Annotated in this window: 17 protein-coding genes and 1 tRNA gene; 6 read left to right on the forward strand and 12 right to left on the reverse strand. The window is 62.8% G+C overall.

Translation table 11 applies throughout. From position 1 onward, the window contains the following. Positions 1 to 101: 101 nt before the first annotated feature. From O9Z63_RS02470 to O9Z63_RS02485, 4 genes are all read right to left on the reverse strand, one after another. Complete coding sequence (locus tag O9Z63_RS02470; protein ID WP_270127702.1) at positions 102 to 1,145, reverse strand: MBL fold metallo-hydrolase; 1,044 nt, start codon at positions 1,143 to 1,145, stop codon at positions 102 to 104. Between the two features lie 90 nt (positions 1,146 to 1,235). Beyond that, positions 1,236 to 1,826, reverse strand: coding sequence for a hypothetical protein (locus O9Z63_RS02475; protein WP_270127704.1), 591 nt, complete (start codon positions 1,824 to 1,826; stop codon positions 1,236 to 1,238). A gap of 379 nt (positions 1,827 to 2,205) precedes the next feature. Beyond that, on the reverse strand, positions 2,206 to 2,541 hold the full coding sequence (locus O9Z63_RS02480; protein ID WP_270127705.1) for a hypothetical protein: 336 nt from the start codon (positions 2,539 to 2,541) through the stop codon (positions 2,206 to 2,208). 40 nt (positions 2,542 to 2,581) lie between these two features. Next, positions 2,582 to 3,898 carry an MFS transporter gene (locus O9Z63_RS02485; protein ID WP_333490331.1) on the reverse strand — a complete coding sequence of 439 codons (1,317 nt, stop codon included), beginning with the start codon at positions 3,896 to 3,898 and terminating at the stop codon, positions 2,582 to 2,584. Positions 3,899 to 3,944: 46 nt separating this feature from the next. On the opposite strand from O9Z63_RS02485, the gene O9Z63_RS02490 reads away from it, so the two are divergent. Continuing rightward, positions 3,945 to 4,676: a Bax inhibitor-1/YccA family protein gene (locus O9Z63_RS02490; RefSeq protein ID WP_408613558.1), complete on the forward strand. Its 732-nt coding sequence runs from the start codon at positions 3,945 to 3,947 to the stop codon at positions 4,674 to 4,676. Positions 4,677 to 4,760: 84 nt separating this feature from the next. Here the strand turns inward: O9Z63_RS02490 and O9Z63_RS02495 are convergent, their stop codons facing one another. The 3 genes from O9Z63_RS02495 to O9Z63_RS02505 form a co-directional block, all read right to left on the reverse strand. Continuing rightward, entirely contained in the window at positions 4,761 to 6,587 is a 1,827-nt protein-coding gene (locus O9Z63_RS02495) for a M61 family metallopeptidase (RefSeq protein WP_270127706.1), read from the reverse strand. A gap of 72 nt (positions 6,588 to 6,659) precedes the next feature. After that, complete coding sequence (locus O9Z63_RS02500; RefSeq protein WP_270127707.1) at positions 6,660 to 7,373, reverse strand: outer membrane beta-barrel protein; 714 nt, start codon at positions 7,371 to 7,373, stop codon at positions 6,660 to 6,662. Positions 7,374 to 7,926: 553 nt separating this feature from the next. Next, positions 7,927 to 8,565, reverse strand: coding sequence for a class I SAM-dependent methyltransferase (locus tag O9Z63_RS02505; RefSeq protein ID WP_270127708.1), 639 nt, complete (start codon positions 8,563 to 8,565; stop codon positions 7,927 to 7,929). Between the two features lie 120 nt (positions 8,566 to 8,685). Here O9Z63_RS02505 and O9Z63_RS02510 point away from each other — a divergent pair, with 120 nt between their 5' ends. The 4 genes from O9Z63_RS02510 (at position 8,686) to O9Z63_RS02525 (ending at position 11,339) form a co-directional block, all read left to right on the forward strand. Further along, the gene (locus O9Z63_RS02510; RefSeq protein WP_270127709.1) at positions 8,686 to 9,399 is read left to right on the forward strand and encodes a phosphatase PAP2 family protein; all 714 of its coding nucleotides are present in this window, start codon (positions 8,686 to 8,688) and stop codon (positions 9,397 to 9,399) included. 135 nt (positions 9,400 to 9,534) lie between these two features. Further along, a tRNA-Leu gene (locus O9Z63_RS02515) sits at positions 9,535 to 9,616 on the forward strand. Between the two features lie 60 nt (positions 9,617 to 9,676). Then, entirely contained in the window at positions 9,677 to 10,351 is a 675-nt protein-coding gene (locus O9Z63_RS02520) for a phosphatase PAP2 family protein (RefSeq protein ID WP_270127711.1), read from the forward strand. Positions 10,352 to 10,478: 127 nt separating this feature from the next. Continuing rightward, a complete protein-coding gene (locus O9Z63_RS02525) occupies positions 10,479 to 11,339 on the forward strand; it encodes a bestrophin-like domain (protein WP_270127712.1) in 861 nt (286 codons plus the stop codon). 260 nt (positions 11,340 to 11,599) lie between these two features. On the opposite strand, the gene O9Z63_RS02530 is transcribed toward O9Z63_RS02525, so the two are convergent. The 5 genes from O9Z63_RS02530 to O9Z63_RS02550 all read right to left on the reverse strand — a co-directional run bounded on the left by O9Z63_RS02530 (position 11,600) and on the right by O9Z63_RS02550 (position 17,982). Next, positions 11,600 to 13,933, reverse strand: coding sequence for a GAF domain-containing protein (locus O9Z63_RS02530; protein ID WP_270127713.1), 2,334 nt, complete (start codon positions 13,931 to 13,933; stop codon positions 11,600 to 11,602). A 112-nt stretch (positions 13,934 to 14,045) separates the two neighbouring features. Continuing rightward, the gene (locus O9Z63_RS02535; RefSeq protein WP_270127714.1) at positions 14,046 to 14,588 is read right to left on the reverse strand and encodes a hypothetical protein; all 543 of its coding nucleotides are present in this window, start codon (positions 14,586 to 14,588) and stop codon (positions 14,046 to 14,048) included. A 115-nt stretch (positions 14,589 to 14,703) separates the two neighbouring features. Beyond that, positions 14,704 to 15,558, reverse strand: coding sequence for a T9SS type A sorting domain-containing protein (locus tag O9Z63_RS02540; RefSeq protein WP_270127715.1), 855 nt, complete (start codon positions 15,556 to 15,558; stop codon positions 14,704 to 14,706). Positions 15,559 to 15,712: 154 nt separating this feature from the next. Beyond that, positions 15,713 to 16,363, reverse strand: coding sequence for a hypothetical protein (locus O9Z63_RS02545; RefSeq protein WP_270127716.1), 651 nt, complete (start codon positions 16,361 to 16,363; stop codon positions 15,713 to 15,715). 200 nt (positions 16,364 to 16,563) lie between these two features. Then, entirely contained in the window at positions 16,564 to 17,982 is a 1,419-nt protein-coding gene (locus O9Z63_RS02550; protein ID WP_270127717.1) for a dicarboxylate/amino acid:cation symporter, read from the reverse strand. A gap of 234 nt (positions 17,983 to 18,216) precedes the next feature. Here O9Z63_RS02550 and O9Z63_RS02555 point away from each other — a divergent pair, with 234 nt between their 5' ends. Next, entirely contained in the window at positions 18,217 to 19,248 is a 1,032-nt protein-coding gene (locus O9Z63_RS02555; RefSeq protein ID WP_270127718.1) for a dipeptide epimerase, read from the forward strand. Positions 19,249 to 19,332 lie beyond the last annotated feature (84 nt).

Below are 19,332 nucleotides of genomic sequence, written 5' to 3' on the forward strand. Positions count from 1 at the left end.
CATGCAGAGGCGCAGCCGAAGCATCTTGCCCGTGAAGTAACTGATTTTACCACTTGGGCAAGATGCTTCGGCTGTGCCTCTGCATGACGTTCCCGATGAGCTTACTCCCAGTCCTGCCAGCGCAGCACCTCGCCCACGGCTGGCACGTGCAGCTCACCGCGAAGCATGCCGCCCTGGGCCACCTGCTGCAGCTCGCGCAGCGGCTCGGAGGCCGGCTCGTCGCTGAGGTCGAAGGTGCCGTAGTGCATGGGCACCACGTGGCCGGCGCGCAGCAGGTTGGCAGCCTTGGCCGCCTCGTGCGGATTTACGTGACTCATCTGCATCATGTAGGCCGGCTTGTAGGCCCCTATAGGCATCAGCACAATGTCCAGCGGCCCAAACTGCTTCTCGATGTCCTCGAAGTGACCGGCTATGGACGTGTCGCCGGCGAAGTAGATGGTGCGGCCGTTGGGCAGGCGCAGCAGGAAGCTGCCCCATAGCACCTGGTTCAGGTCGGCGAGGCCGCGGCGGTGCCAGTGCGAGGCGGGTAGAAAAAACAGCTCAAAGGGTGGCTGTTGAGGATCTTCCAACCCCATAGCTTCCCAGTCGATGACGAACTGCTGCCACCAGCCGGCTTCCTGCACCGAAATGCCAGGAGCCATGCCCCGAAGTAGCGGCGTCATGCCGAGCGAGGTCAAAACTTGCATCGTCCGGTTTTGCCGGGCTAGGACTTTCACCGATTGCTCGTCAAGGTGATCACGGTGGCCGTGGCTGAGCAGCAGGAAATCAATGTCGGTAAGATCTTCGATTCGGCAGGGCAGGGCGTGGCGGCGGCGCAGCCCCAGCGACGAGAACAGCAGCGGATCGAAAAGCAGCGTGGTTGCCTCGATGCGTAGCAGAAACGTGGCGTGCCCCAGCCACACGAGGCCGTCGTCCTGGCCCCGCAGGAATTCGGTGCAGTCCACCACATCCGGCGTCCAGAGGTCGGCTTTCTTCTCCTTTTTCTGTGGATTCTCGCTGAGCTGCCACTTCAGCACCGTACCAAATGAAGGCTCGTACAGTTCCTCGCCGTTGCAGTATTGCCGGCCAATCATCTTGTTGCCGGGGTAGTTTGGTTTGACGATGGGCAACTGCGGGTTGCTGACGTAGCGCGGGGCGGAGGCCATAGAGGGAAATGAAGCCGATAGGATGCCAAAGAAACAACAAAGCCCCGGAACCTTCCGGGGCTCTTGTGTTGCAGCTGCGGCCAGAAAATCTTACCAGAACCCGCCCGACAGCCCCGGCACGTAGCCCGGGAAGTTGGTGCCCTGGCCGTTGCTCATGCGCAGCCCACCCGAAATAGACAGGTTTTCGGTAATCAGGTAATCGGCCCGCAGACTCATGCCCGAGCCCATGCTGCCGAAGCCGGCGTAGGGGTTGATGCGGGGCTGCGTACCCGGAATTTCCTTCCAGGCCGTGCCCGTGAGGGCCAGCCGCGGCGATACCAGATACTGCGCGCCGCCCTGCAGCAGAAACTGGTTGTAGCCGGTCCAGGGGCGCAGCTGGTTATCGGCGGCGGCGCTGGGGTAGTAGGCCGCGCCGGGCGTGAGGCGCAGGTAGGTGAGGCCGCCGAATACGCTCAGGCGCGGCGTGAGGCGGTAGCTGGCAATGGGGCTCACCCAGGCCGCCGTGCCCAGCCGGCCGGCCGTCATCATGCCGGCGCTCAGCTGCACGTTCTGGCGCGGGTTGCGCAAGCCAAGCAGGGGCGTACCCAGGCCAACCGTGGCACCCGGCAGCGGGCTTTGGGCGAAGGCGCCGCCTGCCAGCAGCAAACCGGCAGCGAAAGTGGATGGACGGAGTACAGCCATAGCGCAAGGAATCAAGACAACGAACAACCGATAGACGCACGCCGGCCCAGAAAAGTGGCACGGGGCCGGCGCCGCTTCTGAAAAGGTACCACCAGCCCGCCAAAAAGTTGGTATCTAGCAAGGAATTATTCCCGTTGCGCTATGCCTTCCGAGTTTATCCAGTACCAGACTTTTTTGACGGCCGAAGCCGCCCAGCCGCTGCTCAGGAAGCTGCAGGGTGTGGTTGGTAATCGGCAGGTGATAGAGGATCATGGTCTGTTAAGAATTCAGCCAGCACTTTGTCTACTCAAATTCTCCTCCTCCCTCATCCAGCCAGAAACGCAGAGGTAGGTTTTCATCTTCCTGCCAATTTGGATTGGCTTTGAAGTAACCCTCAATATCATTCAATAATAGGGTGCAAAGCTCGCTTTCGGAAGCTTCCTTGTTCGTGTATCTCAGGAATATATGCCACGGCGCCGGAGTAGCTGATCTGATTTTGCATGTGTTGCCAGCGCTGCCAATTATGAAATACCTGCCTGTCAACAACTGTTGCAATTCCATCTAAATATCCATAAAGATGAATGGCTAATAACTCATAGGGTAAGTCTTCTTCCTCGAAAGCAATCAATGTAGATGGTTTAGCTCTAAGCCGGTGGAGATGTTCCAGAATCTTATCGGTTAATGCTTGTCCGTGCATGGCAATCAGGATTTTGGATGACACATTCATCGTCTTCATGAATGTATGTTATGAATAACTGACGGGCAAAAAATGCCGACTAATGGGCTTCAGCTACTCCATTTTTCGCCGGCTGGCCGGGCACGCGCCACGCGGCCAGCACCGCCACGGCGGCCAAACACAGCGCAAACCACGCCCACGGCAGCCGCAAGTCCAGCACCGATAAGGCCCCGAACACCAGTGTGGTGGTAAAGCTGGCCAATCCCTGAAACGCTTGGTTCAGCCCGAAAATCTCGCCCCGGTCCGCGTCGGTGGTGCGCTGGGCCAGCAGGCCTTCCAGCAAGCCCTGAATCAAGGAGAGCGTGAAACAGTCGATGACGACCAGCGCGTAGAGCGCCACCACCGACGTGCCCACCAGCCCGTAGGCGGCCAGCACCGGCACGCCCAGCGCCGCCAGCCACACAATGGCTTTGCGCTGGTTGATGCGGTCAGCGAGGTAGGTATAGAACACGTAGTTGAGCACGATGCTCAATGCCCCGAAGAACATGAAGAAGTAGGAGATGCCGCGCGCGTCCAGGTGCATCGGGCCCTGGCTGATGAAGGGCACGAAGTAGAAATAATAGCCCGTGCTGAGTGTGAGGGCCACCTGCGTGAGCACAATGCGCCGGATACCGGGCGTGGTGGTCTCTTTCTCGCGCAGTCGCGCCCAGAGCGTGAGCGGGTTGAGGGCCAGCGCAAGCTCGGTGCGCAGCTCGGCGCCGCGCACGCCGTTGCGGCGGGTGTGGGTTTCGCGCAGCAGCACGCTCAGCACCACGTTCAGGGCGGCCAGCACCACCGCCAGCCGCACCACGTAGGCGGCTTCCTGGCCCGGCGCCACCTGCAGCAGCGTCAGCAGTACCCCCGACGCCATCGGGCCCAGCACAAAGCCCAGCGAGATGATGGCGCCCTCGATGCCCAGGTTCTTGAACAGCTTCTCGGGCGGCGAAATATCGGTGAGGGCCGAGCGCACGGTGGAATACATGCCGTTGGTGAGGCCGTCGGAAACGCGGTTCGCGAAAAACAGCCCCGCCCGCACCGGCAGCAGCAGCCCATTGGCCAGCAGCGTGCCCACCGCCGACAAAATGAAGATGGGCCGCCGCCCATAGCCATCGGAAAGCCGCCCCAGCACCGGCGCCGAAAACAGCTGCACCCCCAGAAACAGCCCCGTGCCCACCGACAGCCACAGCTGCGGCTGCGGCAGGCCCCGCACAAACTCCGGCATCACCGGCCCGATGGCCGCCCCCACAATCACGTCGATCAGGATAATGAGGTAGATGTGGGGCAGGCGGCGGTCCTTGGGGGCGGGCATGGCGCAAAGGTAGAGGCTTTGCGCTATGGCACCGGCCGGGATGTCGGGCGTTAGGTTAACCTGCCGCAAACCTCTAATTTGCCGCAACTTTATCGTCAACCCTCACCCTATTCTCATGGAAGATTTTACTTCTGAAAACTATCAGGAGCCGCAACCGCAGCTCACCCTCTCGCCCGAGGAAGCCTCCCAGGTGATGTCGCGCTTTATGACGCAGGTGTACGGCTGGATGGCCGGCGCGCTGGCCGTCAGCGGGGCCGTGGCCATGCTGGTGGCCGGCTCGGCCACGCTGCAGGAGCTGGTGTTCGGCAACCGGTTTGTGTTTCTGGGCCTGATCATCGCCGAAATTGCGCTGGTCGGTTTCCTCTCGCGCAAAGCCTTCGACTGGTCGGCGGGCACCACCACGGCGGCGTTTATGGGCTACTCGGCACTCAACGGCCTCACGCTGGGCATCATCTTCATGGTGTACACCATGGAATCCATTAGCTCCACGTTCTTCATCACGGCCGGCACCTTTGGCCTAATGAGCCTCTACGGCTACTTCACCCGCACCGACCTCTCGCGCTGGGGCAACCTGCTGTTCATGGGCCTGATTGGGCTGGTGCTGGCCTCGGTGGTGAATATCTTCCTGAATAGCCCGGCGCTGTACTGGATTTCCAGCTTCGTGGGCGTGCTGCTGTTCACAGCCCTCACCGCCTACGACACCCAGAAAGTGAAGATGCTAGCCTTCCTCGGCTACGAAGACGACGCCACCGACCGCAAAGCCGCCGTGCTGGGCGCCCTCACCCTCTACCTCGACTTCGTGAACCTGTTCCTGTTCCTGCTGCGTCTGTTTGGCCGCCGCCGTTAACGGAAACTATTCGTGCGATAAAAAGCCCCTGCCAATACAATCGGCAGGGGCTTTTTTATGGCCATGATTCAGTGAAATGTGTGGCTACTTCGCCTTGCCGCTCAGCCAGGCTTTGCGGAAGGCCAGCTGCTTGCGGGTGGCTTTGTCGTTGAGCACCACTTCCAGATCGGTGCTTTCCTGGAGCGTGACCGGCACGGTGCGCTGGCCGTCGCGGGCGCGCACTTGCACCTGCAACACGTCGCCGGGCTTGTGGGTGGCCAGCAGCTTCTGCACCTGCGTGTTGCCGGTCAGCTTCTGGCCATCGAGCTTCAGCAGCACGTCTTCGCGGTCGAGGCCAGCCAGGTAGAGCGGGCTGCCGAGCAGGGTGGTGCCCAACGTGGCGCTGCTGTCGGCGGGGTTGAACTGCAGGCGGGCGCCCAACGTGGCCTGGCCGGGGTGGGCGCGGCGCACCAGCAAGCCGGCCGGGGCCAGCAGCTCGTCGTACTTCGGCAGCTCGTGGCCGGTGATGTGCTGGCGGAAGAACTGGCCCGCAAACGCCGTGTCGCGGGTTACTTCGCCCAGCACCCGCTGCAGGTCGCGCAGGGTGTAGGGCTTGGCGGGGGCATAGTTCTGCTGGGCGCCGTGCTGCTGCCAGAGCGTGCGCATATAGGTGTCGAGGTCGGTGCGGTAACGCTGGCGCAGCTCCAGATCCAGGGCCAGCGCGTTGGCCGCCCCGATGTAATAGTAGCTCAGGTAGGTGTTTGTGCGGTTGTTGGGGTCGATGGCGGCAGCGGCATCCACAAACGGTGCCTGCTGGCTCATTTCCACCGGTGAGTAGCGCTTGGGCCCCGGCGAGTTGAGCATGGCCTGCACGATGCCGGTCAGAGCTTCCTGGCAATACTGCTCGTCGGTATACACCCCGGCGCGGCGCAGCAGCAGCTCGCCGTAGTACTGGGTGAAGCCCTCGGCAAACCACAGGTTGCTGCTCATGTTGGCCCGCTGAAAATCAAACGGCTCCAGGTCCTGCGGGCGCAGGCGCTCCACGTTCCAGCTGTGGAAAAACTCGTGCGCCACGGTGCCCAGGTTGTCGATGGCCTCGGGGCCGCGCAGCGGGCGGCGGCTGGTCAGGGAGGTGGAGTTGCGGTGCTCCATACCGTCGCCGCTGGTTTGGGGCAGGTAGTTGGCCACGAAGGTGTAGCGCCCGAAGTCGTACTCCGGCAGGCCGCCGAAGATGGCCGCGGCTTCCTTCACCACTTTTTTGGTGTTGGCGGTGTAGGCGTCCAACTCGGCCTCAGTGCCGTCGTGCAGCACCTTCAGCTCGATGGTGCGGCCGCCTTCCTGCCAGGTGCGCACCTGCTGCTCGCCCAAAGAAGTGGGTGAGTCCATGAGGTACTGCAGGTTGGGCGCCTGCCAGGTGGTGCCGGTGGCATCCGGCTGCAGCTGGCTGGCTACCGTCCAGCGGGCCGGTAGTGCAAACTGTACCTGGGCCGGCCGCTGCGCCAGCGCCGGGGCGTAGGCCAGGGTGGCGGGCATGTTGAGGTGGGCGTGGCGGGCGTCAATGCCGGCATAGGTGCCGTCGGTCCGGTCGCCGAACAGGGTGTAGGTGAACACCACCGTGCCGTCGTGGCCGGGCACGTCCCAGCCGTAGGGGTCGGGGTGCATCACGGGCAGCGCTTTCCCTTTCGAGTCGGTGGCCTGCACGTCGTAGACGTTCTTGGCGAATTCGTGCAGCGCGTAGCGGCCCGGCGACGAACGGGCCATGCGCACCTGCAGCGGCCCGGCGGGCAGCTCCCGGAACGTGGCCGTAATGCGGGCCTCGTGGTGCACGGCGTTCGGAAAGGCAACCTGATAGGCAACGGGCGCCTGCGCCGCCGCCGGCCGGGCCAGGGTTAGCGACGACGCCAGGAAAAGCAGAGCAGCAAGTTTTTGCATGGGTAGGGGAGGCAGGTAATACACCGCGAACCTACGCAACCTTGCCCAGCCGTCAGCACACCGCCCCGAAACTTACCAAGCCCAACTCAGCTGCAGCTCCGTAGCCTGCACCTGCACCTGACGCTCTAGAGTGCCGCCCGTCGTCTGGAACAGCATCGGATGGTAGCGCAGCTCCAGCGTAGGCCGGTAGGCACCCACCGGGATTTCCACGCCCGCCCCCGCTACGTAGCCCCTCGACCAGCGGGCCGCCGTAGCATCTTCGGGCAGTACAACGGCCGGGCGGCTGTCGGGGAACGACAGGGTGGTAGCCACGCTGAATTCCGACGCCAGCGCATAGCCTGCCGAGATACCGCCCAGCAGCACCGGCCGCCACCGGCCGGCTACGGGCAGCCCCACGTGGTAGCGTACCAGCAGCGTAGCCAATGCCTGCCGGCGCTTCAGGCTAGTATCCACGAGGCGGGCAAAGCTGGGCGTGTTGGTGGGCACCGAGAGGCGGCCGGAGCTGGTCAGGCCCTCGTATTCCAGCTCCGACTGCAGGAAAAACCGCTGATTGAAGCTGAGGCGCGCAAACACCGCGCCGGCCAGCCCCACCTGGCGCCCGAAGTCGGTGTCCTGCAGCTCCCCATCGTAGTGGTAGCGCAGGCGGTAGGAGCGGGGGCCCACCCGCAGGCCGCCTTCCAACCGGGCATTGGCTTGCAGCGTGGCCGCACGCACAGGCTCCTGGGGCCAGCGGCAACGGTTGTAGCGCAGCACCAGCGGCGCCAGGTCGCGGCCTTTGTACGCCACCCGGCGCCCTGGCTGCAGAAGCGAACGGGGCCGGAGCAGGCGGGCAAGAGCTGCTGCAGCTGCTTTTGGTAGCTGTTGCGCAGCAAAGGGCGGGCTTCTCCGGCGTCAGGCGCCAGAATGTACTGCTGGGTGCCCAGGGCATCATAGTAGAGCGCCGTGCGGCCCTGCACCACTTCACTTAGGATAGGGGCCGGCGTATAGGGTTGCAGGGCCTTGGGCGTCAGCACCAGATCTTCGCCGCGGCTTGTGTGCCAGCGCCGGATTTCGGTGAGCGGAATGGTGCGGGCCGGCCCGGCAGTAGGCTGAAACTGCACGGCCTGCTCCCGGTAGCGCACCCAGCCCCGCAGGGTATCGGTCGGATTGGTAGTGAGCAGCAGATAGCCGGCTTCCCAGTTTTTCTGGGCCTTAGCGGGTAGCGCCACGCTTAGCAGCACTAAGCCTAACAGAGACAATCGGGAGGATACGAACACAGGAAGTATAGTAAAATACGGCTGGCAAAGGTAAGGCCGCATAACCACCGAGCTATAGCAGATTGGCTGGTCAGGCCAACTTTTCACTGCCACACCACGGCTTCCACCATGCCGCCAAAAAACCGCTGCTCCTGCACCGGCCGCAACCCCAGCCCACCCAGCGTCTGATGAATAGGCGGCAGGCTCCGGGCGCTGATGCCGGTGGTGGCGCGGAAAAAGCCATACATAGCCGCCAGCAACCCCCGTTGCCACCAGGTGCGGGGCGTGGCAAAGTCGGCCAGCAGCCAGGGGGCGTTGGGCTGGCGTGCCTGTTGCAGGCGGGCCACCAGCTGCCGCAGCCGCCCGGGCTCAAACAAGTCCAGTAGAAAAAACGTGACGATTACCTCAAACCGCTCGGCCGGGTCCAGCGCCGCCTCGGTGCCCAGCCGAAACTCCACCTGCGAGGAGGCGCCGGCGGGCACCTGCCGCCGCGCGCGGGCCAGCATCCGGGGGGAGGCCTCCAGATAGAGCACCTGCGCCTGGGGCCGCTGGCGCAGCACTTCGTCCAGCACCCAGCCCGTGCCGCCCCCGATGACAAGCACCCGCGGCGCGCCGGCGGGCAAACCAACTGCCAGCGCCGCCTGCTGCGCCGCCAGCAGTGCCCGGCCATACACCAGTTTCGCCAGCGGATCATAGAAGGCCGCAACCCGGTCGAAGCCGGAATCTGGCAGATAGGGTGGCATAGGCAGCGGTTTGTATCGTATGTAGAGGCCGGAGCATTCCGGGGGCAGCAGCGTGCTGGCCAGAGCAAGGTACCGCCGTTGTACGCGCCGGGCCGCTGCCCACACTATAGTTTATTGCGTATGACCAATCCTGTGCGCCGGCTGCTGGCCGGCAGTATGCTGTTTCTGACCGAGTTTGCCGTGACGCTGCTGCTGGGCATCCTGGGCGTTGTGGGGTTTCTGGCGCTAGGGCGGGAGGTGTTCGACCAGGATGCGGCCACGTTCGATGCCGCGGCGTTCCGGTGGGTACGGCACCTGCTGGGGCCCCGGCAGCAGTGGGTGGAAGCCGTGACGTTTCTGGCCTCGCGCAACTTCATTACCGTAGCCGGGCTGCTGCTCATCAACTGGCTGCTGCTGATGCGGCGGCACCGCTGGTACTCGCTGCTGGTGCCCGTAGTGGCCCTGGGCAGCATCAGCCTCAACTTGGTGCTGAAGCAATTCTATAATCGGCCGCGGCCCCTGCTGCCGCTGGTGTCGGCCTCGGGGCTGAGCTTCCCGAGTGGGCACGCCATGATTTCAGCTTCCTTTTATGGGCTGCTGGTGTATCTGGTGCAGACCCACGTGCGGCCCCGCGGGCTGCGCTGGCTGCTTACGGGCATGCTGGTCAGCATCATCCTGCTGATTGGCCTCACCCGCGTGTACCTACGGGTGCACTACGCCACCGACGTGCTGGCCGGCTTCACGGCCGGGCTGGTGTGGCTGGCAGTGGCCATTCCGGTATTGAAGCGGATAGAAAATCAGGTAAAAAAACGATTTCGCCAGCTGCCGCAATCAACTGAAAAACAGCCTGAATAGCGTACAAACCGATTTTATTCAGAAAAATTTACCGGTTTTTTTTGCGCAAAGCTTGTCTGGTGACAAAAGATGCCCCTATCTTTGTATCATCAAAAGCCACCCCGGATAGGGCAGACGGCCGCTGACACACAAGATGCGCTTGTGGCGAAATTGGTAGACGCGCTGTCTTCAGGCGGCAGTTCCGCAAGGTGTGGGAGTTCGAGTCTCCCCGAGCGCACGAAAGCCGGTCCAGAAATGGACCGGCTTTTTCGTTTTTATTCGTGCCACTCTCCACTGCATGAAGAACCTAACGACTCGATTGCTCGCGCTATTCAGCTTCCTGACGCTGGAAGTACTGGTGGTGGGGAGCGTGTTTCTGGCGTCGTTGGCGCTGTTTTTCTACCTCACGCGGGTGGTGTTCGGCGTTCATTCGCTCACCTTCGACAACTGGGCCATCGGGCAGGCCAATGCCCTGCGAGCGGCGTGGCCGCCGCTAACCGGTGTCGCGCTGTTCGTGACGTTCTTTGCTTCGCTGCCTTTTCTGGTAAGCGCGGCGGTACTGGTACCGGCCGCCATGCGGTGGTGGGGGCACAAGCGGGAGGCGCTGGAGGTGTTTATGGCCGTAGCCGGGGCCTCGTTGTTCAACCAGCTGCTCAAAACGCACTTTCATCGGGCCCGGCCCGCTACGGCGCTGCTGCCGCAGCCGGGCCTGAGCTTCCCGAGCGGCCACGCCATGATTGGCATGGCCCTCTACGGCTGCCTGGCGTGGCTGCTCTGGCGGCACGGCCGCCACCCGGCCTGGGCCGCGCTGCTCCTGAGCTGGGCCGTGCTCATCGGCCTTACTCGCATCTACCTGCAGGTGCACTACGCCACCGATGTGCTGGCCGGCTTTGCTGCTGGTCTGCTCTGGCTGATACTGCTGCGGACCGCGCTGCGCCTGTACTGGCGCGAAAAGCAGCAGCTGCTGCCGTAAACCAGACGCGAAAATCGGCGTATGGCGCCATGCCTGCCGCCCGCCAAAAACCAAATGCCGGCATTTACGGTATGATACGGCTTCCCGAGCGTCTGAACCCTAAGTTTCACCCTGTTTTTCAGCTCTTATGGCTTCTGATCCTTTGTGGGAAGCTTCCTTCTATTCTGTCGACCCTTCCCTGCAGTATATGCTCTGGATGTACGAAATGCCTACCTGGCTGCTGGCGCTCTGTATCACAGGAACTACCGTGTTGGTTTCGCTGATCGGGCTGTACTTTGCCCACCGACGCCTGCATGGCAGCGCCGCCGCGGCCCTCATCGACAACGGTACGGTGGGCTGGTTTTTTTCGGGCGTGACGGTACTCTACGGCCTCACGCTGGGTTTGCTCACGGTGGCTACCTGGCAAAACTATTCCGATGCCTCGGCCATTGCCTCGCAGGAAGCCGCCTCGCTGGCTGTCCTCTACCGCGACCTGAGCGGCTACCCCGACAGTACCGCCCGGCCGCTGCAGGCCCAGCTGCGCAGCTACACCGAGTTCATCGTGCAGAAATCGTGGCCGGCCCAGCGGCAGGGCATGGCCAACGACACCGAGCGGCGGGTGCTTACCCGGTTTCAGCTTGATTTGCTGCGTACCAACGTACGCACCATGAGCCAACAGGTGCTGCACGGCGAGGCCATCGAAACCTTCAACCGGCTGGTGGAGCTGCGGCGGCAGCGCATTGAGAGTATCAGCTCGGGCGTACCGGGCGTGCTGTGGGCCGCGGTGTTGCTGGGCGCCGTCATCACCATTGCGTTTTCCTACTGCTTCGTGGTCGAAAACCTGCGGTTCCACGCCCTGCTGACCAGCCTGCTGGCACTGATGGTGGGCATCATGATTTTCCTGATTGCGGCCCTCGACCATCCTTACCTTGGCGATGTAAGTGTCACGCCCGACGCCTACCAAGTGGTGCTGGATAAAGTAATGGTGCCGCTTTCAGACACGCTGTAAACGCTGCGCACTAATGATACTTAGCTGCTAAGCAGCAGTAGTAGCGCGACCTTTGTAATTCGTATCTCTGCGCCGTTGGACTGGCGTTAATGGCGCGGGGACGCGAACTACAAAGTTCGCGCTACTGACCCAACACCACTAAAACTAATGACTTGTCTAGCAGTAGTTAAGTAACTTCAATAGTGTCATGGCATAGCAAAGCCGCGCAACTTCCCGTTTGGGAGTGGTTGCGCGGCTTTGCAGTAGGTGGCGGTTGTGGGCTAGGTTAGCTTCACTTTCACGCGCAGGGCCAGCAGGCCTTTCACGCCCTGCAACTCTTCCAGCTCCAGTTCCTCGATGTCGTCTTCGAGCATGCCCCGGTCCTGGAGGTAGTCTAGGTATTCGAGATACTCGTCGGCCTCGCGCTGCTGCGAGTACACCAGCGCAATGCGGCCGGGCTGCGTGAGTCGCTCGCCGGTGCCCTGCACGGTGGCCTTGTCGATGCGCTTCTTGATGATTTCGTAGCGGATGTTGTAGGCGCCGTCCACGTCGAACTGGCGCTCATCCTGCCGGAATCGGATGCCCAGCGGCTGGCTGTGAATCAGGATGAGCTGGGTGGTGTCGAGCGGCACGGGCAGCTGCGGCTTGAGGGCCGCCGTGCGCCGCGTAATCTCAATCATGGTGAGCAGCTGCCACAAACGCAGGTTTTTCAGGAACACCAGGTCGAAGGGCTTGTGCTCTACCAGCGAGGCACCCACATAGATGTTGTACTCCACGCCGTCGGTTTTGAAGCGTTGGAAGTAGTGCGGGAACATCTGCTGGGCCTTTTCCTCTTCGTCGTCGAGGTAGTCGCTCACGGTGTCGTTAAGCAGGGTGGTGCTTTGCTCGAAGGCCTTGCGGCGCTTGTAGAGCACGCCCAGCTCGGGGTCGATGTTCGACCAGTACTGGCTGATGACGGCCTGCAGCTCGGGCGTGTTCTGCCCCAGGTACTCAAACAGCGGCTCCACCTCCGTCCGGAGCGACTCGAAGATGCTCACCTCGTCGCCCGAAATTAGGCCCTGGCGCAAACGGCGCAGGTTTTTGTTGACGTAGAACTTCAGCTCGTCGAGAATGGGCAGGGCCTGAAACTCGGAGGCCTTTTTCAGCACCTTGTTGGCCAGCGTGAGGTGCTCCACCAGGTCGCCCTGGATGGCTTCGTTGCGGGCCGTGCTGGAGCCGCGAATGTCGCAGGAGCCGTGCAGCGGGTACACGTCGTGGAACACGATGTCCTCCATTTCGGCGCCGCGGTTGCCGTCTTCCTGCTTCTGGAGCAGGTTTTCGGCCGCGTTGGTGAACCGCCATTCCATGCTCGGGTGGATGGCCGTGAATTTCTCCTTGATAATGGACTGCACGCGGGTCTGGATTTCCTCGGCGTTGCGCTTCACGGCCACCGCAAACAGCGGCGCAAACTGGGCCACCGTCTCAATATCAAACTCGTCCAGGTCGCCGACGTTGGGCGAGCCCAGCTCCAGCAAGCCCACCGTGTCGTCGCCGTAGCGGAGCAGCGCCAGGATGGCCGAGCGGATGCCGATGCTCAGGATCTGCTGGCGCAGGTCTTCGGGAATGGCGGCCGTTTCCACGTCTTCCAGCACCAGCGGCTGTCGGTTTTGCCAGAGCTCCGTGTAGATCTGGCGGAAGCCCGAGCCGGCATCCTGGCTGTGGAGCTGCTTGGTGAGGAAGCTGTGGTTGATTTTGCGGCCGAAATCCACGAAGGCGCGCTTCTTCTCGTTGTAGGCCGCAATACCCAGCTGCAGAAACGGCCGCTTAAACAGCACCCGCAGCTTTTCCTGAATCTGCTCCAGCCGGTCGGAGGCCTGCAGCACGTCGCGCTCCAGCAAATCGTATTTCAGCTCCGACAGGATTTCCTGCTCGGTCACATCGGCTAGGTGCAGGATGTTGAAGCCTTCGAGCACGAAGCTGGCCGGCGGCAGCAGCTCCTGCCAGATATCGGAGCGGTTGGGGTTGCGCGTGAGCAGCTCCACCTGCTCCGACGTCAGCTCGGGCCGGGGCCCCACCACACGCACGTCCAGAAACGTGGAGTCGAACCCCACGCTGTAGTGCCGGTATAGCCCAATGCTGTAATCAGGCACGGTGAAGATGATGGTGCCGTTGTCGGGCATCTGCACCCCGTAGATCTTGTCCAGAATCAGCTGGTAGGCCATACGGGCAGTGTGCACTTCCAGCGTGGCCGCATCGATGTTGAGCGGCTGCTTCACGGTTTTGGCACTCGTGAGCAGCACCTCGGCAAACCGCGGCGTGTGGTAGAAGCTGTAGCGCTGAAACGGCACAATGGCCCCGCTGATGTCGTGGCGGAACGAGGCCGGCGGAAACATGGCCAGCATCAGCGTATCCACCAAGTCGCAGTGGCACTCCAACACGCTCATATCGGTGATGGGGCCGCGGCACCAGGGCTCGGCGGCCACCTTCTCGCCGATGGCGCGGGCCAGCAGCGCTACGCCGGGGTTTTCATCGTCTTCGCGGGCCCGCCAGTAGGCAATAATGGGCTCGAGGCTAAGCGAGGTCTGGAAAGGAAAAGCGGCAGAGGCCGGACGGGCAACGGTGGGTTCGGGTAGCATAGCAACAGCAACAACTCCGAAGGTAGCCAATTCGTAGCAGCCAGCCTTCAGGAGTACGCTATACGTAATGGCCGGGCCCATGGACGTATGTTGAGCGCCCCTGCCTGGTCGGCTAGCGGGTCAGCACCACCGGTACAGCTTTATCCTGGCCGCTGGGGTCGGTGACGTCGATAGGCTGCGGGTTTCCGTTGAGAAACACGCGCTTAAGGGTGTTGTTGTTGCAGGTGCAGCAGCCGTCACTCTCTAGGCGGCTGTTGAGCTGAATGCTGTCGATGGCGAAGCGCACCGTGGGGGCGCGGCGCTTGCCCAGGTAGAGCTGGTAGCGGTATTGGTTGAGCTTGCGGGTGCCGCGCTGCCCAAACGGTTGGGCGTTGTTGAGCACCACGTTGCTGCCGCGCTGCTCGGCGATGCGCACCAGCAGCACGGTATCAATAACCGGCCGGCGGGCAGTGTCGCGGCGCAAAGCGCGCACAAAAAACACCGAATCCAGCTCTTCCAAGGTGAAAGGCCGGGCCGTGCCGGCGGTCTGGTTGAAGCTGAACGACACGGCATCGTCGAGCGAGTCCTGGCAGTCGCAGGCCACGGAGCCGCAGCAGGCGGCCAGCGCCGTGGCAGCAATAAAGAACAGAAGCCAGGTAAACGGAGTGCGCAGCATAGGGCGTAAAGATAAGCAGCAGCCGGCGCCAACCAGCTGTTTGGCGCGGCGGCTGGCATCCTGCATAAAAAAGCCAGCCCCATCAGGGCTGGCTTTCAACGAACGGCGGGCCGCATTATTCTTTCACGAAGCGGCGGGTTTCGGCGCCGGTGCGCGTGCTGATCTTGTAGAAGTAGATGCCGGCTGGCAAGTCGCTCAGGTCGATGGAGAGCGTGTGCGGGCCTTTGTCCTGGCGGCTTTCCTGGGCCACGGTGCGGAGCGTGTTGCCGCGGCCGTCCAGCAGCTCGACGGTGACGGGGCCGGGCTTTTGCATTTCATACGTCAGCTGGCTGGCGGCTACGGCCGGGTTGGGGTAGAGGCTGGCGGCGGTTCCGGCCGGCGCCTGGGTTGGGGCTGCCGGATCGAGGAGCAGGAAGCGGACCGGGCGCAGCAGGTGGCTGGCGGCGGCGTGCCGAGGCGGGCCGGCCGCTGCTGCTTCCGCAGAAGCAGGCGTGTGCCGCGCCCGGATAGCGGCCAGGTCGGCGGCCCATTTCTGTTGCTGGGGCTGCAGCGGCTGGGTTAGCTGGCTGATGTCGGCCTCGTATTTCCGGGCCAGCTGCGCTACGTTCAGCAGGAGGGCTTTGGTGGCGGCGCGTAGCTGCTGGCGCTGCTGCTGTTGCTCGGGCGTGAGGTCGGGGCGGGCGGTGCCGGCGGCGGGTCTGGCCGCTTGGCGGAGCGTGTGGGCCTGCTGGCGGAGCGTGTGCAGCTCGGTGCGGTAGCTGGCCAGCTGCGTGCGGTCGGCGGAACTGAGCCGGGTTTCCAGCTGCTGGCGCTGCTGCCGCAGCACGGGCAGCACGTTTTGCTGAAGGTAGGCTTTGGTTTCGGTGCGGGCAGGAGTGCCGGGGCCCTGCCAGCGCGGGCGGGCATCGGTGCCGGTAGTCAGTAGCAGCAACAGCGTAGCAGCCAGTAGTTTGAGGGAAGTTGTGTTCATGAGGCAGCGTGTAAAATCCGTAGGGAAGATGCCGTGATAGATGCTTCGCCCACCCGCGGGTTTAACTCCCCAAACGAAAAAACCGCTCCAGTCATGCACTGAAGCGGTTCTAAGCCTGAAAAAACAGCAACCGGCTCTTCGGTTCCCAGCCAGATTACTGCCCGCTGGAGGTATTGGTGTCGACGGAATCTTCCTGCAGGGGGCCGGTAGCCAGCAGCTGCTGCCGCAGCGTATCGGCGCTGGCCTCCAGCTGGGGCCGGATCTGGTCGAGGGCCAGGCGCAGGGCCTGCATGTCGGCCAGGCGCGGGGCGTTGGCCTGGGAGTAGCCGTGGTACATGGCCACCCGCACCTTGGAGCGGCCCGCGCCGCTAAACGTCCCGATGACGTCGTTGTGGGCGTTCAGAATCTGCACTTCGGCCTGCACGTTGGTGCGGTAATACTCCACGGGCAGCCCCAGCAGGCTGGGCACCATCATCGTCACCATCTGCACGCCCTGAAAAAACCGGCCGGTGCGCGTCACTTCGGCCTGCTTCACCAGCAGCTTCACGTAGCCGTAGCGGCTGGTATCGGCGGCTTCCATCAGGTTCTGGCCCACTTCCTGCCGGAACACCCGCAGCGGGTCGTCGGGCAGGGCGCCTTCCGTGAAGGCCATCGGGCCGTTGTCAACGGTGATTTCGAGCGGCGGCAGCTGGCTGCTCAGCCGGTGGTTGGGCGTCTGGAACATCACCCGGTCGGCGGATTTGCATCCAGCCAAGACGGTAGCGGCCAGCAGCAAAGACAATGGAAGGCGAAGAAGTGCAATCATACTAAGTGGACTTTTCAGGTTTCGTAGGCCAGAACCCCGAATGTATGTATTTGGGTTCAGATAAAATGGCATTACTAATATAACTTAAAAGTGAAAATATATTATCATTAAAATGTTCTTTAAAGCAGAAACAAAACGCCCCGATCTGAAACCAGATCGGGGCGTTGAAAATCGGAAGCACCGAGTGCTTTTGCTTGAAATTAGTGGGCCTGCGCAATGCTGCTGTCAGGCTCGGCCAGCTCCTGCACGGGCTCGGGGGCCACGTAGTTGTCGATGAACTCGCCTTCCCAGCGGGCCACCACGGCCGTGGCCAGGCAGTTGCCGATAACATTGACGGCGGTGCGGGCCATGTCCATCAGGGCATCAATGCCCAGGATGATGAACACCGGCCAGGCCGGCAGGTTGAAGGAAGCCACCGTGGCCAGCAGAATCACGAGCGAGGCGCGCGGCACCCCGGCCACGCCTTTGGAGGTCAGCATCAAAGTGAACACCATCACCAGCTGCTGCCCGAAGGAGAGGTCGACGCCGGCGGCCTGCGCCACGAACACCGCCGCCAGCGACAGGTAGAGCGTGGTGCCATCGAGATTGAATGAGTAGCCGGTTGGCATCACGAAGGCCACAATGCGGCGCGGCACGCCGATGCTTTCCATGGCTTCCATGGCCCGGGGCAGCGCCGCCTCCGACGAGGTGGTGGCAAACGCAATGCTCACGGGCTCGGCAATGGCCTGCACAAAGCGCTTGATGGGAATGCGGGCGAAAAACGCAATGGGCAGCAGTACCACCAGCAGAAACACAATCAGGGCCGCGTAGAGCGTCAGGAGCAGCTGAAAGGCATTCAGCAGCGGGCCGAAGCCCATTTTACCCACGGTGTAGGCCAGCGCCCCGCCCACGCCCAGCGGCGCGAAGAACATCACCACGTTGGTGAACTTGAACATCACCTCCGACAAGCTCTCCGACCACTCCAGCATGGGGCGGCGGTGCTTGGGGTGCACCATGGCCAGCCCGATGGCGAAGATGATGGCAAACACCACCACCTGCAGCACCTGGCCTTCGGCAATGGATTTGGCAATGTTTTCGGGGAAGATGTGCAGGATGATGTCGGACGTGGACTGCTCCACCGTCTGCAGCTTCTCAGTGTCGGCCGCTACGCCGGCCTGGCTGATGCCCACGCCGGCTTTGGTGAGGTTGATGGCCGCCAGCCCGATGAACAGGGCGAAGGTGGTTACGATTTCAAAGTACACCAGCGCCTTGAGGCCCATCTTGCCCACCTGCTTGAGGTTGGCGTGGCCGGCAATGCCCACCACCAGCGTGCCGAATACCAGCGGCGCAATAATGGTTTTCACCAGCCGCAGGAAGGCGTCGCTGAGCACCTTGAGGTTGACGGCGAGGGTAGGATAGTCGTTGCCGATTTCGGCCCCGACGAACATGCTCACCACAATCCAGAAGGTGAGGGAGCGGCGCTGCACGCCATAGGCCACAAAGGCGGCCAGAAACACCCACCGGGCAGCCTGGGCCACGCCGGAGCTGATGCCGCCCACGCCGTAGGAGGCCAGCACTGTGAGAAGCACGGCCACTACAGCCAGCAACAATACGAGAGGAAGGAGTCGCGAAAACTTCATGCGCGGCGGCAAAAGGAGAAATGTGGGGGGCCAGGGAACAGCAACAAAGGTAGTTTTTGGTTTCTAGTTTCTGGTTTTCGGTTATTGCCGCCGGATTAAGGGTTGTTTGCTGCTCGTTGTCAGTTGTTCGTTGGCAATTGACGGTTGCAGAAAAAGTAGACGTGGCCCACATCAGCCGCCAACCGCCAACCAGCGCCCGACAACGAACAACTACCAACTAGCACCTATACAAGTATGCCCATCTGGTCGCTGACTACTTTGGAACTGCCGTTGCGGTTCACCTGGAAAATCTCGCGCAACGCGTCCACCGCCAAAACCAACCTGCTGGTGCAGGTGCGCGACGAGGCCGGCGGCCCCGGCGGCTACGGCGAGGCGGCCCCCAACGTGCGCTACGGCGAAACGCCGGCCGGTCTGCAGGTGGAGTTTGAGGCGCTGCTGCAGGCCGGCCTGAACCGGGTAAGCTCGGAGGCGGCCCTGCACGAATTTCTGGCTGGCCAGCCGGTGGCGCACGCGCTGCGGTTTGCGCTGGAGTCGGCGGTGGTGCACTGGGAGGCGGCACGGGCGGGCCAGCCGGTGTGGCAGTGGCTGGGCGTGCCCGCGCCGGCTGCGGCTGTGCCTACGGCCTTCACGCTGCCCATCATGGAGCCGGGCGCCGTGGCGGGCTTTCTGCAGGAGCACGACATGGCCCGGTTTGCGCTGCTCAAAATCAAGGTGAACCAGGAAATGGGCTACGAGCTGCTGCGCGAAGTAACGCGCGTGCTGCCCGGCCGGCCCCTCATCATCGACGGCAACGAGGCCTGGACCGACCCCGATGCCCTGCTGCGGTTTGTGGAGCAGGCCGCCCCGCTGCTCGGCCTGCGCGTGCGCCTGCTGGAGCAGCCGCTGCCCGCCGCCGAAGCCGCCGCCTACCGCTACCTGCACTCCCGCACGCCCTGGCCGCTGTTCGCCGACGAGTCGGTGACCGATGCGGCCGACTTCGCCGACATTGCCCGGCAGTTTCACGGCGTGAATATGAAGCTGATGAAGGCCGGCGGCTACCGCAATGGCCTGCGCATTCTGCGCGAAACCCAGGCCCACGGCCTGCAGACCATGATGGGCTGCATGGTGGAAACCTCGCTGGGCATCTGGTCGGCGCTGCAGCTGAGCGGGCTGGCCGAAATCTGCGACCTGGATGGCCTGCTCATCATCCGCGACGAGCCTTTCGGGCTGGTGCGCGAGCAGGCCGGGCAGCTGCACGCGCAGGCCGCACTGCCGGCCACGCTGTAGCTCAGGCACGAAATCCGAGGCGTAGATTTTTCATTTTTGGCCGGATTAAAATATAATCCGGCCAATTGTTTTTTGTGTTAAGGT

This window comes from Hymenobacter yonginensis (assembly GCF_027625995.1).
Lineage (GTDB): Bacteria > Bacteroidota > Bacteroidia > Cytophagales > Hymenobacteraceae > Hymenobacter > Hymenobacter yonginensis.